This is a genomic window from Povalibacter sp. (assembly GCF_036735925.1).
GTDB lineage: Bacteria > Pseudomonadota > Gammaproteobacteria > Steroidobacterales > Steroidobacteraceae > Steroidobacter.
Map to the genome: position 1 here is coordinate 132,630 of NZ_DAINNK010000004.1, position 14,295 is coordinate 146,924.

The following is a 14,295-nucleotide window of genomic DNA, read 5'->3' on the forward strand; positions in this document are numbered from 1 at the left end:
CCGCGATCCGGCCTCAAGTCTGGCGAATTGCGGCAGCTTCACTGTAGTCTGTCGGCAGACAAGCTACAGAACGTCAATCGCCGCATGGCCCGCATCGACGCCTTCCTCAAGCTGGGTACCGACCAGGGGTGCTCGGACATCCACTTCGCCGTCGGCCTGCCGCCGATGCTGCGGATGTACGGCGATCTGCTGCCGATCAAATTCCGCGATCTGAGCCAGGCCGAACTCGAAGGCTACGTGGGCGAGATCATGAGCCGGCCCAACCTGGACCTGCTGCGCAAGGGACACGACGTCGACTTCTCGTACGTTTCCGCCAACGGCGGCCGTTTCCGCGTCAACGTCTTCCGCAAGGAGACTGGCGTCGGCGCGACGTTCCGGGCAATTCCATCCGAAGTGCCATCGCTCGACCGGCTGGCGGTGCCGCCGATCATCAAGAAGCTGTGCGACAACCATCAGGGCATGATCCTGGTGACCGGCTCGACCGGCACGGGCAAGTCGACCACGCTCGCGGCCATGATCGATCACATCAACCAGACCCGCCGCGCCAACATCATCAGCCTGGAAGACCCGATCGAGTTCGTACACAAGAGCAAGCAGGGCCAGGTCATCCAGCGCGAGCTGAACACGCACCTGCCCTCCTTCGCCGAAGGCGTGCGCGCCGCGATGCGCGAAGATCCCGACGTGATCCTGGTCGGCGAATTGCGCGATGCGGAAACCATCCGCTGGGCCATGACCGCGGCCGAAACTGGACATCTCGTGCTCGGCACCCTGCACACGACCGGCGCCGTGAAGACCATCGACCGCATCGTCGATGCCTTGCCGGCCGACGAGCGCGAACAGACCAAAAGCTTCCTGTCGCAGAGCCTGATCGCCGTGGTCACGCAGGTGCTGGTCAAGACGCCCGATCAGCGCGGCCGCAAGGCCATGTGCGAAATCATGATCGTCACGCGCGCGATCGGAAAACTGATCATGACCGACCAGACCCATCAGATTCCTTCGCAGCTGCAGACCGGCAAGGAACTGGGCATGCAGATGCTCGACCAAGCGCTGCTAGCAGGCGTGCAGGCGAAAGAGATCGACGCCGACGATGCGTACGTCTATGCCTCGGACAAGAAGCTGTTCGCGCGGTACGTCACCGATACCAGCGTGCTGCCGAAGCTGGATCTGGCGCCGGGTTGAGCGACGGAGTGACGAAGTCAGCATGAGCACCGAACCCACCGGCACGAATCCAGGCGCGGTCGCAGCCACCACGGCCAACCAGTACGTCCCGCGCAAGATCGACGAATTCCTCAAGGAAGTGCTGAGCCGCAACGGCTCCGACCTGCATTTCATCGCCGGCGATCCGCCGCGCGTCCGTCTCTACGGCGAACTGCATGCGCTACGGCCGGAGCCGCTGAAGCCCGATTTCGTGCAGGAAGTGCTGATGGAGATCATGCCGCGCGCCGCACAGTTGCGGCTCGAAGAAAAGCACGGCGCCGACTTCGCCTACATCATTCCCGGCGTCTCGCGCTTCCGCGTGAACGTGATGCGCCACCTGTATGGCCTCGGCTGCGTGTGCCGCGCGATTCCATCGAAGGCATTGACGCTCGACCAGCTCAACATGCCGGATGCCGTGCGCAACCTGTGCAAGGTCAACAGCGGCCTTATCCTGGTCACCGGCAAGACCGGTTCGGGCAAGTCGACCACGCTGGCCGCGATGATCGACGACATGAACGCGCGCCTGAAGGGCCACATTCTCACCATCGAAGACCCGATCGAATTCGTGCATCCGCGCAAGAACTGCCTCATCAGCCAGCGCGAGATCGGGAATCACAGCCCCTCGTTCGCGAGCGCCCTGCACTCGGCACTGCGCGAAGATCCCGACGTCATCCTGGTCGGCGAGTTGCGGGATTACGAAGCCATGAGCATCGCCGTCGCCGCGGCGGAGATGGGCATTCGGGTGATGGGCACGCTGCATAGGAGCGGGGCGGCGCGGACGGTCGATCGCATGGTGAATGCCTTCCCCGCCGACAAGCAGTCGCACGTGCGCGCCATGCTTTCCACCTCGCTGCGCGGCGTGATTTCGCAGCAGCTCATTCCGCGCGCCGGCAAGCCGGGGCGCGTCGCGGCGCTGGAAATCCTCGTGAACACGCCAGCCGTCGCCAACCTGATCCGCCAGGGCAAGCTCGACCAGCTCGAAAACACCATGCAGAGCGGCGCCGCCCACGGCATGAAGGTCATGGACTCGGCGATCCAGGACCTGCTCGACAAGGCCATGATCACGGGCAAGGAGGCCTACAAGAAGGCCATCAACAAGGCCAAGTTCGAGCATTTGAAAGAGGTGGGGTGACGAAGAAAGTCACGAGGGTCACGGAAGTCACGAAAGTGACGAAGGTCAGAGGGTAGAGGCTTCTCCCACCTTCGTGACTTCCGTGACCCTCGTGACCTTCGTCACTTCCTCCATGGCATAATCCGCCCCCGCTTTCCCCCGGATTTGCCTGCTTTCCCAATGACTTCCCGCCCCCGCCACCTGTTCGTCACGACGGCGTTGCCCTACGCCAATGGCCCGTTCCACATCGGCCACATCATGGAGTACATCCAGGCCGATATCTGGGTGCGGTTCCAGCGCATGGTCGGCAACAAGGTCCACTGGATGGGCGCGGATGATGCCCATGGCGCGCCGATCATGCTCAAGGCCGAGAGCGAGGGCATCACGCCCGAACAGCTCGTCACGCGCATTGCTGCCGACCGGCCGAAGTATCTCGAAGGCTTCCACATCGCCTTCGACAACTGGCATTCGACGCATTCGCCCGAAAACACGCAGCTGACCCAGCGGATCTTCCGCGAGCTGCAGGAGGCGGGGCTCGTCTACGTCAAGGCCGTCGAACAGTTCTTCGATCCCGTGAAGAACATGTTCCTGGCGGATCGCTACGTGAAGGGCGAGTGTCCCAACTGCCATGCCAAGGATCAGTACGGCGACACCTGCGAGGTGTGCAGCAAGGCTTACGAGCCGACCGATCTGATCAACCCGTATTCCACGCTGTCGGGCGCGACGCCCGTGCGTCGCACTTCCGATCATTACTTCGTCAAACTTTCCGAGCCCCGCTGCAAGCAGTTCATGCGCGAGTGGCTCAACGCCGAGCAGAACGGCAAGCCGCGCCTGCAGCCGGCCGTCAGGAACAAGGCCAACGAATGGCTGGAAGGCGAAGGCGATCAGGCGCTCACCGACAAGGACATCTCGCGCGATGCGCCCTACTTCGGCATCCCGATTCCCGGCGCCACCGGAAAATATTTCTACGTCTGGTTCGATGCGCCGATCGGCTACCTCGCCTCGCTCAAGAACTACTTCGACAGCGGCAAGGCCCGCGCGAACGGCGAAGAACGCAGCTTCGACGAATTCCTCGCCGCGCCGGACGTCGAACAGATTCATTTCATCGGCAAGGACATCATCTACTTCCACACCCTGCTGTGGCCGGCGATGCTGAAATTCGCCGGCGAGAAAGTGCCGGACAACGTCTACGTGCACGGCTTCATCACGGTCTCCGGCGCGAAGATGTCCAAGTCGCGCGGCACCGGCATCAGTCCGCTGCGTTATCTCGACGTCGGCATGAATCCGGAATGGCTGCGTTACTACATCGCTGCCAAGCTCAATGCGAACGTCGAGGACATCGACTTCAATCCGGAAGACTTCATCGCGCGGGTGAACTCGGATCTGGTCGGCAAGTACGTGAACATCGCCAGCCGCATGGCGCCGTTCATCGCGAAGTTCTTCGACAACCGCATGCCGCCACTGCCCGCCGGATCGCGCGGCATCAGCGCAGCCCTCGAACATCAGGCTGCGATCCGCGCCGCCTTCGACGAGCGTGAGTTCGGCAAGGCCATCCGCCTCACGATGGAAGTCGCCGACGCGGTGAATGCCGAGATCGACGTCTACAAGCCGTGGATCCTGTCGAAGGATGCGGCGAACAATCCGGACAACCTGAAGAAGCTCGGCGAGATCTGTGCGTCGTCGATGGCGACGTTCAAGGCGCTCACGCTGTTCCTGAAGCCGATCCTGCCGGCGCTGGCCGAACAGGCGGAAGGCTATCTGAACAGCGGCCCGCTCGACTGGAACCTGTTCGAGCGCGGCGACGCCGCGAGCCTGCTGCCCGCCGGCCATCACTTCGGCACGTTCAAGCCGCTGATCACGCGCGTCGATCCGAAACAGCTCGACGCGCTTTTCGAAAGCGCCAACGAAGCCGCGAAGAAAACTGCAGAGGCTCCCGCTTCTGGCCCAGGCCCCACGCCTCAAGCCGCGAGCGCTGCCGAAATCACCGTCGACGACTTTGCGAAGCTCGACATCCGCATCGCGAAGATCGTCGCTGCAGAGACGGTCGATGGTGCCGACAAACTGCTGAAGCTCACCGTCGACATCGGCGACGCGCAACGCACCGTGTTCGCCGGCATCCGTTCGGCCTACACGCCAGAGCAACTCGCCGGTCGGCTCACGCTGGTCCTGGCGAATCTCAAACCGCGCAAGATGAAGTTCGGCACGTCCGAAGGCATGGTTCTCGCCGCGGGACCGGGCGGCAAGGATATTTTCCTGTTGTCGCCGGATGCAGGCGCGACGCCGGGCATGAAGGTGAAGTAGCGAGATCGGCATCAAACCATGATGTCCGCCCTCCTCCTCATCCTGCTCAGTGCCGTCCTGGCAAGTCATTACGCGCCGGCGCTGCTGGGCACGCGGCTGTTCGAGGAGACCGACGAGCATTCCAACAGCATCGGCTGGGCGCTCGCCTCGTTCATCCTGATTGCGGTGATCGCACCGGCGGGCTACCTCATCGAACACGCGCTCCTGCGGCCGTTCGACACCGCGTATCTGCGGACCTACGTGCTGGTCATTCTCGTCATGATCCTCGCGCCGCTGCTGGCACTGTTGCTGCCGCGACTGGGACCCTGGACGCCCGTCCGTCCGGCATTCGTTCTGGTGGCGATCGGCAACCCTGCCGTGCTCGCTACGGCATTGATGTCGGCGGACTTCGCCGACATCACGACGGCACTGTGGTCCGGCGTCGGCATCGGCACCGCCTTCGCCGTCATGCTGCTCGCATTCACCGCGCTGCACGCCCGCGTCACCGCGGCGCGAATTCCGCTGGCGTTTCGCGATACGCCCATCGCCCTGGTCACGACGGGACTCATGGCGCTGGCGCTCATGGGACTGACCGGGCTCATCCGCGACTGACGTCATGGTCGCAGCGCTGCTGATCACCGCCGCCTTTGCCGCCTGCCTGGGACTGGTGCTGCTGTGGCTTCCCGCGACGCAGCGGCGCGAAGACATCCTCGCCGAACGCATCAACGAACTGCTGCCGCAGACGCAGTGCCGGCGCTGCACGTTCGATGGCTGCCTGCCTTATGCAACCGCCATCGCACGCGGCGAAGCGGGAATCGATCAGTGCCCGCCCGGCGGTGACACCACGGCCGCGGCGCTGGCGACTCTGCTCCGACGCGAACGACGCGCCGTCGATCCGCAATACGGCGTCATGCCGGTGTATCCGGCGGTCGCCGTCATCGATGAGACGACCTGCATCGGCTGCACGAAGTGCATCCAGGCCTGTCCAGTGGATGCCATCGTCGGCGGTTCCAAGTTCATGCACACGGTGATCGCTGCCGACTGCACCGGCTGCGAACTGTGCATTCCACCCTGCCCCGTCGACTGCATCGACATGCGTCCTGCGCCGGCAGGCATGCAGCAATTCCCGCCACTCATGGCGGCGAGATAGCGCATGGGCGCACGCATCCGGGGCGGCCTGACGCTCGACGCGAACAAGACGCGCTCGACGCGGCTTGCGCTGCGCGCCGCGACCGTACCGGAACGATTGATCCTGCCGCTCGATCAGCACGCCGGCGCGCCGTCCCGACCGATCGTGCAACCGGGCGACGCCGTGCTGCTGGGACAGCCCATCGCCGAGCCGCAGGGCGACATCAGTGCGTGGCTGCATTCGCCGGTGTCGGGAACGATTCTGTCATCCCCTCCCCCGCCTGCGGGGGAGGGCCAGGGAGGGGGCGACGGCGGCACCGCAGCCCCCCATCCCAACCTTCCCCCGCAAGCGGGGGAAGGAGCCAGGAGCATCGTGATCGCCAACGACGGCCGCGATGCACGCTACGCGCAATCCCCCGTCGACTATCCGTCGCTCTCCGCCGCCGACCTGCGCGCACACATCGCGCGCGGCGGCATCGTCGGCCTCGGCGGCGCGACGTTTCCGACTGCCGCCAAGCTGGCGCGATCGGCCGATGTCGACGGCATTCACCTGCTGCTGAACGGCGCCGAGTGCGAACCCTGGATCAGCTGCGACGACATGCTCATGCGCGAGCGCGCTGCCGATGTCGTGTTCGGTGCACGCATCCTCAAACACGCCACCGGCGCAACGCAGTGCACGATCGCCATCGAGGATGACGTGCCGCAGGCCGAAGCGGCTTTGCGATCGGCGCTGCGGGAAACCAACGACATCGCGATCAGCATTCAGCGCGACATCTATCCGGCCGGCGGCGAGCGCCAGTTGATCCTCGCCATCACGGGGCGCGAGGTTCCCAGCGATGGCCTGCCCGCAGACATCGGTATCGTCGTCCAGAATGTCGGCACCGCTGCCGCGGCCGCGCGCTGGATTCGCGATGGCGAACCGCTGATCAGTCGCATCGTGACCGTCACCGGCGCCGGCGTCAGCGAACCCGCCAATCTCGAAGTGCGCCTCGGCACGCCTGTCGCCAGTCTCATCGCCGATTGCGGCGGCTACGTTGCCGACGTGCAGCAGCTGATCATGGGCGGCTCGATGATGGGCCAGGCGTTGACCAGCGATCAGCTGCCCGTGGTCAAAGCGATGAACTGCATCATCGCCGCCACTGCCGCCGATCTGCAGCCGCGCGGCGCCGAGATGCCCTGCATCCGCTGCGGCGACTGCGCGCAAGTCTGTCCCGCGACACTGCTGCCGCAGCAGTTGCACTGGCATGCACAAGCCGGCGACCTCGCGAACCTCGAGCGCTACGGCCTGATGGACTGCATCGAATGCGGCTGCTGCGACTACGTGTGTCCGAGCCAGATCCCGCTGACGCAGCGCTTTCGCGAAGCCAAGCCCGCGCTGCTGGCAACGCTGCGGGCCCGTCGTGATGCGACTACCGCACGCGCGCACTACGAAGCGCGCGGCGACCGCCTGCAGCGCATCGAACAGGAACAGCGCACCCGGCTGGAAGAAAAGCGCCGGCACCTGGCGGGGCGCAAGTCATGAAGTTCCCGACGGCAAGCGCACCGCACACCGTCGCACCGCACGTCGCACCGAAGGGCGTAGCCCGCGTGATGCGGCTGGTGATCTACGCCCTGCTGCCGGCCACGGCGCTGCACGTCGTGGTGTTCGGGCCGGGCATCCTCGTACAGATGACGCTCGGCATCGCGACGGCGCTCGCCACCGAAGCGGTGGCGTTACGATTGCGCCGTCAGCCGCTGCGCCCCTTCCTCACCGACGGCAGCGCCATCATCACGGCCATGCTGATCGCGCTGTGTCTGCCGCCGCTCGCGCCCTGGTGGCTGATCGCCAGCGGCACCGCGTTCGCGATCGTCATCGCCAAGCATCTCTACGGCGGACTCGGCTCCAATCCGTTCAATCCGGCGATGGTCGGCTATGCCGTGCTGCTGGTCTCCTTCCCCACGCATCTGTCGCGCTGGCTGGCGCCGGACGTCGCGGGCTTGCAGACCATCGACATCCCATTCATGGACACGCTGCACGCGATCCTCATGGGTCATCTGCCCGATGCGCTGCGCTGGGACGCCATCACCTCACCGACGCCGCTGGGCGCGATCAAGCTGGCCTCGGGCCGCACGCTCGAAGAAGCGGTTGCGAGTCCGATCTTCGGCCCCTTCGGCGGCCGCGGCTGGGACTGGATCAACTTCGGCATCGCCGCGGGCGGAGTGTGGCTGCTGGCGCTGCGCATCATCCGCTGGCACACCCCCGTCGCCATGCTCACCGGACTGATGCTGCCGGCGGCATTCATGTACGCCATCGATCCCGGCACCTATCCCGGCCCGCTGTTCCATCTCACCGCGGGCGCCACGTTGCTCGGCGCCTTCTTCATCGCCACCGATCCGACCTCGTCCGCGACCAGCGATCAGGGCAAACTCGTTTACGGCGCCGGCATCGGACTGGTCACGTACGTCATCCGGACCTGGGGCAGCCATGCCGATGGCGTCGCCTTCGCCGTGCTGCTCATGAACCTCGCGGTGCCGCTGATCGACCGCTATACCATTCCGAGGATCTATGGACACGAACGCTGAAACCCGCCGGCGTCCGCAGCGGACCACCGCGGTGCTCATCGTGGTCGCGGTCGCGATACTGCTGGCGGCCTTCGTTGCGATGATGCAAAGCGCGACGCACGAACGAACGCGTCGCAACGAACAGGCATGGCTGCTGGAACGGCTCGATGTCCTGGTGCCGCCGGACAGCCATGACAACGATCTGCTCGCCGACCGCATCCAGGTCACCTCGCCCGACATTCTCGGCATTGCCGAGCCGGTGTGGATCTATCGCGCCTTCAGGAACGGCACGCCGGTCGCGGCGATCGTCCAGACCGTGGCGCCCGATGGTTACCACGGCCCGATCGAACTGCTGGTCGCGATTGCGCATGACGGCACGCTGCTGGGCGTGCAGGTCGTGCGTCACTCGGAGACGGCGGGTCTCGGCGACCAGTTCGAGAATCGCCGCACCGACTGGCTCGATGCCTTCCGCGGCAAGTCGCTCGCCGATCCGCCGCAGCAGCGCTGGAGCGTGCGTCCCGACGGCGGCGATTTCGATGCCTTCACCGGCGCGACCATTACGCCCCGCGCCATCGTCAAGGCGACGCGGCGTGCGCTCGAATACTACGGATCGCAGCGCGACCGGCTGTTCGCCACCGAAGCGGGAAAATGAACACCACCAGCCGCCCATCGTCGATCTGGTTGCTGATCGCGCTCTGTCCGGCACTCGCCACCAGCGATCTGGCAACCAATGCGATCGCGCTCGGCGTATCCGCCATCATTGCCTGCTTCATCGGCACGACGGCCGGCTGGCTGACCCGCACGATCGCTTCACCATTGCATCACGTGCTGACGACGCTCGTCCTCGCCGCGCTCGTCAGCCTGCTCGGCTTGTGGATGAGCGCGGCGGCTCACGAATTGCGCGGTTCGCTCGGTGTGTTCCTGCCGCTGCTGTCCGTGAACTTCGCGATCGTCGCGCTCGCGGACCGCAGCCGACAGACCGGCTTGATCTCTGCATGGCGCTCGGCGCTGATTTACGGTGTCTTCATTGCCGCCATTCTCATCGTGCTCGGCCTCGCGCGCGAACTCGTGGGACGCGGCTCGCTGTTCCACGATGCTGCCGACGCCCTCGGACCGCGCGCAGCCGGGCTGGATCTGCAGCTCTTCCCCGCAGACATGGGCTTCCTGCTGGCGATGCTGCCGCCAGGCGCCTTCATCGCCTTCGGTGTGCTGCTGGCGGCACGCAACTGGCTACGACACCGGCATGAACCCAGCCCATGAATGCAGTCAAGATCGCTGAAATCTTCGAACGTCTGAAACAGGCGCGACCGCATCCCACGACCGAACTGGAATACCGCACGCCGTTCGAACTGCTGGTCGCGGTCATCCTGTCCGCGCAGGCCACCGACAAGAGCGTCAACAAGGCAACGCAGGTGCTCTATCGGCATGCGAATACGCCGCAGGCGATTCTCGCGCTCGGTGTCGATGGACTGTCGCAGTACATCCGCACCATCGGCCTGTTCAACACCAAGGCGAAGAACGTCATCGAAACCTGCCGCCTGCTGATCGAACGCCACGGCGGCGAAGTGCCGGAGTCGCGCGAAGCACTGGAAGCACTGCCAGGTGTCGGCCGCAAGACCGCCAACGTGATCCTGAACACGGCGTTCGGTCATCCGACGATTGCCGTCGACACCCACATCTTTCGTGTCTCGAATCGCACCGGCATCGCCAAAGGCAAGGACGTGCGGGCCGTGGAAGAGAGACTCAACAAAGTCGTGCCTGAGCAGTACAAACAGGACGCTCATCACTGGCTCATCCTGCACGGCCGCTATGTGTGCCTCGCGCGCAAGCCCGGCTGCCCGGAATGCCTGATCGCGGATCTGTGCGAGTTCAAGGAGAAGACGAAGAAGGAGGTGCCGCAAACGGCGGCGGCAAAGAAGCAATCCATCCGGCGCAAGATTGCGCAACTTGGACGAAAGCAGAGCAGACGATCGGGAAGCCGCTGAATGTTCTTGCTGTGGGGCCGGCTTCAGCCGGCCTGAGAACTGTCAGGCTGAAGCCTGACCTACAGAAGAAAGCAGCAGTAAACTCCCGCCATGCCCTTCTTCGATACCCAATCCCGCGACCAGCTCCGCGCTGCCTATCTCGAGGCCTGGCGCAAGCGACGCGAGCGACTGCCGATGCAGCCGCTGGAAATGCAGATCGCCGACGTCATCGAGCTGCATCCTGAGTACCAGCGCGCGCTCGAAGATCCCGACAGCGTGCTCGATCGCGACTACTCGCCCGAAGGCGGCCAATCGAATCCGTTCCTGCACATGGGACTGCACCTGGCCGTGCGCGATCAGCTCGCCACCGACCGCCCCACGGGCGTGCGACAGGCCTTCGATGCGCTCGTGCGCAAAACCGGCAATGCGCACGACGCCGAGCACGAGCTGATCGAATGTCTCGCCGAAACGCTGTGGGAGGCCCAACGCAGCGGCCTGCCGCCGGACGAACAGGCCTTTCTCGGCCGCGCCCGACAGCGGGCGATCAAATAGCCCGCGGAAAAAAAGAATCGCAAAGCCCGTCGCCGCCTGCAGCGGCGCGGGCACACTGCGCAGCGTGGGCAATCCCACCGGTTTCGATCACTCACATCCAGGGGACGACATGAAGACCATGCACAAGACCTTGCTGGCATCGGTAGCCAGTCTCATCGCCGCGGCCAGCGTCTATGCCGCCGACATCGCCGGCACGTGGGCGCTGAGCGTGGAAAGCCCGCGCGGCGTACGCGAATCGACCCTGACACTGACCCAGTCCGGCGAAGAACTGACCGGCACGCTCAAGGGTCAGCGCGGCGAAACGCCGGTCAAGGGCACGCTCAAGGGCAATGCGCTCGAGCTGAACTACACGCTCGAAATGCAGGGCACCGGCCTCGACGTGAAATACACGGGCACGGTCGACGGCGACACCATGAGCGGCACCGTCGACTTCGGCGGCATGGGCGAAGGCAAGTTCACCGGCAAGAAGCAATAACAGGCAGCGGTGAGCGGCGATTCCGCCCGCTCACCGCTTCACTGTCGGTGTCTGGCCAGCCGCAATTCCAGATGCCTTTTCACATCCGGCCATTCGCTCGCGAGAATGCTGTACATCACCGTGTCGCGCACCGAACCGTCCTTGCGCGACTGATGATGGCGGATCACGCCATCCTTCTTTGCACCCAGCGCTTCGATGGCGCGCTGCGAACGGAAATTGAAATTGTCGGTGCGCAATCCCACGACCTTGCAGCCAAGCGTGTCGAACGCATGCGACAGCAGCAAGAGCTTGCACGTCGTGTTGACTGAGGTGCGCTGCCGGCTCTGCGCATAGAACGTGTAACCGATCTCGACCCGGTCGACCGCCGGCACGATGTCGTGATAGCTGGTGCTGCCGACGATCCGGCCGGTGCTCAGCTCGCGCACGATCCACGGCAGTCGCGTGCCGTCGCGCAGGCCCGTCATGGCAAGGTCGTACCAGCGTTGCACCTCGCCCGGCCCTGGCACGCCCGTGAACCACAGTTTCCACAGCTCGCCGTCGGCCGCCGTCTGTTCGATGCCCGGCAGATGTTCTTCGGTCAGCGGTTCCAGCCGGATGCCGGATCGTTCGAGCACGACGGGCCTGGGGTCGATCATCGGGACTCCTCTTCGTTGCGTATCGGGCGATCCTGCAGCAGAACCGCAGGCATTTGCATCATTCTTCCACCCTCCCGGCACCGATGTTAGATTGCCGGCCCCGCAATTTCCCGTGCCCAGCCCATGTCCGCCAAGCCAGCACCGACCCGAGATTCCAGCGGCGTGATTCGCCAGAACGATGTGATCCAGAGCGTCGCCGATGCCCTGCAGTACATTTCTTACTACCACTCGCCGGATTTCATCCGCGCAATGGCGGCGGCGTACGAACGGGAAGAAAGCCCCGCGGCGAAGGATGCGATCAAACAGATTCTGGTCAATTCGCGCATGTGTGCCGAAGGCCATCGCCCCATCTGCCAGGACACGGGCATCGTCACGATCTTTGTGAAAGTCGGCATGAACGTGCAATGGGACGCGACGATGAGTCTCACCGACATGATCAACGAAGGCGTGCGCCGCGCCTACAACCATCCCGACAACATGCTGCGCGCGTCGATCGTCAACGATCCCTATTTCGAGCGCAAGAACACGAAGGACAACACGCCGGCCGTCATCCACATGGAAGTCGTGCCGGGCAGTGAAGTCGAGATCGCACTCGCGGCCAAGGGCGGCGGGTCAGAGAACAAATCGAAGCTCACGATGCTGAATCCCTCCGACTCCATCGTCGACTGGCTTTTGAAAACGGTGCCGACGATGGGTGCCGGCTGGTGTCCGCCGGGCATGCTCGGCATCGGCATCGGCGGGACTGCAGAGAAGGCCATGGTGCTCGCGAAGGAGTCCTTGTTCGAGACGATCGACATCCACGAGATTCGCGAACGCGGCCCGCAGAACAAGCTCGAAGCGCTGCGCCTGGAAATCATGGACAAGGTCAACGCGCTCGGCATCGGCGCGCAGGGCCTCGGCGGTCTCACGACCGTACTCGACGTCAAGATCAAGACGTATCCGACACACGCCGCCTCGCTGCCCGTCGCCGTCATTCCCAACTGCGCCGCGACCCGCCACGCGCACTTCGTCCTCGACGGTTCCGGTCCGGTGAAACTCGATCCGCCCGATCTGGATCTGTGGCCGAAGCTCACGTTCCAGGCATCGGCGGATGCGACGCGCGTCAATCTCGACACGCTGACGCCGGAAGAAGTCGCCGCCTGGACACCCGGCCAACGCCTGCTGCTGAACGGCAAGATGCTCACCGGCCGCGATGCCGCCCACAAGCGGCTGCAGACGCTGATCGACAGCGGCCAGCCGCTGCCCGCCGGCCTCGATTTCACCAATCGCGTCATCTACTACGTGGGTCCAGTCGATCCGGTGAAAGACGAAGCGGTCGGCCCTGCAGGCCCGACGACCGCGACGCGCATGGACAAGTTCACCGAACTGATGCTCGGCAAGACCGGCCTGATCGCCATGATCGGCAAGTCCGAACGCGGTCCGGAAGCGATCAAGGTCATCAAGAAATACCAGCGCGCGTACCTCATGGCCGTCGGCGGCGCCGCCTATCTCGTTTCGAAGGCGATCAAGTCGAGCCGCGTCGTCGCCTTCGCGGATCTCGGCATGGAAGCGATCTACGAATTCGACGTGAAGGACATGCCGGTCACGGTAGCCGTCGATGCGAAGGGCACATCGGTACATGAGACGGGGCCGGCGGAATGGCAGAAGCGGATCGGGAAGATTCCGGTGAAGGTCGTATAAGAAGAACAGCAGCCGCGAAAGACCGCATAAAAGAGAACAAGATGATCGATTCTTTTCTGTGCTGTGCTGTGGGGCCGGCTTCAGCCGGCCTCTTGTGGAGGTTGAGGCCATCGTGACGTACCTGGAGGACGTATGGCAGGAATCGAGGTGAAAGGCAGGCTCAAGTTGTTCGAAAGCCAGCAGGTTCGCACCGAGTGGGATGAGGCCGCAGAGAAATGGTGGTTCTCGGTGGTGGACATCATTGCTGTTCTGACCGACCCGACTACATCAAAGCACGCAACTACTGGAAGTGGCTGACCGCCGAACGAAGTCAGTTGGTGAGCGACACTCACCAACTGAAAATGACCGCCGCTGACGGCAAGAAATACCTGACGGATGTCCCATGCCATTCGACCACGCCATCCTGCTGCCGCCTACCGTCCTCGCCTTCCTGACGGGCTTCGTCTGGCTGCGCCTCGGATCAGATCGTTTGGGCGAACTTCGCACACGACGCATCCATCCGCAGCAGGTCGCAACGTCGAAGCAAATGGCCGAGAAACTGGAGAACACACAGTCCGCCGATCACTTCCGCAACCTGTTCGAAGTGCCCGTGCTGTTCTATGTGCTGTGCGGATTTCTGGCGATCACGAAGCTGACGACGCTGTTGCTGCTGGCCTGCGCCTGGGGATTCGTTTCCCTGCGCGCGTGCCACACCTGGATTCATCTCACCAGCAACAAGGTGATCCGCCGGTT

General features: G+C 64.2%; 16 protein-coding genes. 15 read left to right on the forward strand and 1 reads right to left on the reverse strand.

Translation table 11 applies throughout. From position 1 onward, the window contains the following. Positions 1–84: 84 nt before the first annotated feature. The 12 genes from V7D81_RS02830 to V7D81_RS02885 all read left to right on the forward strand — a co-directional run bounded on the left by V7D81_RS02830 (position 85) and on the right by V7D81_RS02885 (position 11,248). Entirely contained in the window at positions 85–1,179 is a 1,095-nt protein-coding gene (locus V7D81_RS02830; RefSeq protein ID WP_324314332.1) for a type IV pilus twitching motility protein PilT, read from the forward strand. A gap of 22 nt (positions 1,180–1,201) precedes the next feature. Continuing rightward, on the forward strand, positions 1,202–2,329 hold the full coding sequence (locus tag V7D81_RS02835; protein WP_324314333.1) for a type IV pilus twitching motility protein PilT: 1,128 nt from the start codon (positions 1,202–1,204) through the stop codon (positions 2,327–2,329). Positions 2,330–2,488: 159 nt separating this feature from the next. Further along, complete coding sequence (gene metG, locus V7D81_RS02840) at positions 2,489–4,609, forward strand: methionine--tRNA ligase (protein WP_324314335.1); 2,121 nt, start codon at positions 2,489–2,491, stop codon at positions 4,607–4,609. A gap of 21 nt (positions 4,610–4,630) precedes the next feature. Further along, positions 4,631–5,200 (forward strand): Rnf-Nqr domain containing protein, encoded by a 570-nt coding sequence (locus V7D81_RS02845; RefSeq protein ID WP_324314336.1) that lies wholly within the window; start codon positions 4,631–4,633, stop codon positions 5,198–5,200. A 4-nt stretch (positions 5,201–5,204) separates the two neighbouring features. Next, a complete protein-coding gene (locus V7D81_RS02850) occupies positions 5,205–5,738 on the forward strand; it encodes an RnfABCDGE type electron transport complex subunit B (RefSeq protein ID WP_324314337.1) in 534 nt (177 codons plus the stop codon). A gap of 3 nt (positions 5,739–5,741) precedes the next feature. Then, a complete protein-coding gene (gene rsxC / locus V7D81_RS02855; RefSeq protein WP_324314338.1) occupies positions 5,742–7,238 on the forward strand; it encodes an electron transport complex subunit RsxC in 1,497 nt (498 codons plus the stop codon). Next, positions 7,235–8,278, forward strand: a complete 1,044-nt coding sequence (locus V7D81_RS02860) for an RnfABCDGE type electron transport complex subunit D (protein WP_324314339.1) — start codon at positions 7,235–7,237, stop codon at positions 8,276–8,278. The genes rsxC and V7D81_RS02860 overlap by 4 nt, the downstream gene beginning before the upstream one ends. Next, positions 8,262–8,909 carry an electron transport complex subunit RsxG gene (rsxG, locus tag V7D81_RS02865; protein WP_324314340.1) on the forward strand — a complete coding sequence of 216 codons (648 nt, stop codon included), beginning with the start codon at positions 8,262–8,264 and terminating at the stop codon, positions 8,907–8,909. The genes V7D81_RS02860 and rsxG overlap by 17 nt, the downstream gene beginning before the upstream one ends. Continuing rightward, positions 8,906–9,517 carry an Rnf-Nqr domain containing protein gene (locus tag V7D81_RS02870; RefSeq protein ID WP_324314342.1) on the forward strand — a complete coding sequence of 204 codons (612 nt, stop codon included), beginning with the start codon at positions 8,906–8,908 and terminating at the stop codon, positions 9,515–9,517. The genes rsxG and V7D81_RS02870 overlap by 4 nt, the downstream gene beginning before the upstream one ends. Next, on the forward strand, positions 9,514–10,242 hold the full coding sequence (nth, locus tag V7D81_RS02875; RefSeq protein WP_324314344.1) for an endonuclease III: 729 nt from the start codon (positions 9,514–9,516) through the stop codon (positions 10,240–10,242). Before V7D81_RS02870 ends, nth begins: the two co-directional genes overlap by 4 nt. A gap of 90 nt (positions 10,243–10,332) precedes the next feature. Then, positions 10,333–10,773: a DUF1841 family protein gene (locus tag V7D81_RS02880; protein ID WP_324314345.1), complete on the forward strand. Its 441-nt coding sequence runs from the start codon at positions 10,333–10,335 to the stop codon at positions 10,771–10,773. A gap of 109 nt (positions 10,774–10,882) precedes the next feature. After that, complete coding sequence (locus V7D81_RS02885) at positions 10,883–11,248, forward strand: hypothetical protein (protein ID WP_324314347.1); 366 nt, start codon at positions 10,883–10,885, stop codon at positions 11,246–11,248. A gap of 38 nt (positions 11,249–11,286) precedes the next feature. Here the strand turns inward: V7D81_RS02885 and V7D81_RS02890 are convergent, their stop codons facing one another. Beyond that, complete coding sequence (locus V7D81_RS02890; RefSeq protein ID WP_324314348.1) at positions 11,287–11,883, reverse strand: GNAT family N-acetyltransferase; 597 nt, start codon at positions 11,881–11,883, stop codon at positions 11,287–11,289. Positions 11,884–12,006: 123 nt separating this feature from the next. Here V7D81_RS02890 and V7D81_RS02895 point away from each other — a divergent pair, with 123 nt between their 5' ends. The 3 genes from V7D81_RS02895 to V7D81_RS02905 form a co-directional block, all read left to right on the forward strand. Next, positions 12,007–13,563, forward strand: coding sequence for a fumarate hydratase (locus tag V7D81_RS02895; protein WP_324314349.1), 1,557 nt, complete (start codon positions 12,007–12,009; stop codon positions 13,561–13,563). Between the two features lie 132 nt (positions 13,564–13,695). Then, on the forward strand, positions 13,696–13,860 hold the full coding sequence (locus V7D81_RS02900) for a hypothetical protein (protein WP_324314350.1): 165 nt from the start codon (positions 13,696–13,698) through the stop codon (positions 13,858–13,860). Between the two features lie 85 nt (positions 13,861–13,945). Beyond that, positions 13,946–14,295: MAPEG family protein (locus V7D81_RS02905; protein WP_324314351.1), on the forward strand; the 350-nt coding region annotated here is incomplete at its 3' end.

Coding starts and splice junctions, on each gene's coding strand:
- V7D81_RS02830 (WP_324314332.1), top strand. CDS start 85: ATGGCCCGCATCGACGCCTTCCTCAAGCTGGGTACCGACCAGGGGTGC.
- V7D81_RS02835 (WP_324314333.1), top strand. CDS start 1,202: ATGAGCACCGAACCCACCGGCACGAATCCAGGCGCGGTCGCAGCCACC.
- metG (WP_324314335.1), top strand. CDS start 2,489: ATGACTTCCCGCCCCCGCCACCTGTTCGTCACGACGGCGTTGCCCTAC.
- V7D81_RS02845 (WP_324314336.1), top strand. CDS start 4,631: ATGTCCGCCCTCCTCCTCATCCTGCTCAGTGCCGTCCTGGCAAGTCAT.
- V7D81_RS02850 (WP_324314337.1), top strand. CDS start 5,205: ATGGTCGCAGCGCTGCTGATCACCGCCGCCTTTGCCGCCTGCCTGGGA.
- rsxC (WP_324314338.1), top strand. CDS start 5,742: ATGGGCGCACGCATCCGGGGCGGCCTGACGCTCGACGCGAACAAGACG.
- V7D81_RS02860 (WP_324314339.1), top strand. CDS start 7,235: ATGAAGTTCCCGACGGCAAGCGCACCGCACACCGTCGCACCGCACGTC.
- rsxG (WP_324314340.1), top strand. CDS start 8,262: ATGGACACGAACGCTGAAACCCGCCGGCGTCCGCAGCGGACCACCGCG.
- V7D81_RS02870 (WP_324314342.1), top strand. CDS start 8,906: ATGAACACCACCAGCCGCCCATCGTCGATCTGGTTGCTGATCGCGCTC.
- nth (WP_324314344.1), top strand. CDS start 9,514: ATGAATGCAGTCAAGATCGCTGAAATCTTCGAACGTCTGAAACAGGCG.
- V7D81_RS02880 (WP_324314345.1), top strand. CDS start 10,333: ATGCCCTTCTTCGATACCCAATCCCGCGACCAGCTCCGCGCTGCCTAT.
- V7D81_RS02885 (WP_324314347.1), top strand. CDS start 10,883: ATGAAGACCATGCACAAGACCTTGCTGGCATCGGTAGCCAGTCTCATC.
- V7D81_RS02890 (WP_324314348.1), bottom strand. CDS start 11,883: ATGATCGACCCCAGGCCCGTCGTGCTCGAACGATCCGGCATCCGGCTG.
- V7D81_RS02895 (WP_324314349.1), top strand. CDS start 12,007: ATGTCCGCCAAGCCAGCACCGACCCGAGATTCCAGCGGCGTGATTCGC.
- V7D81_RS02900 (WP_324314350.1), top strand. CDS start 13,696: ATGGCAGGAATCGAGGTGAAAGGCAGGCTCAAGTTGTTCGAAAGCCAG.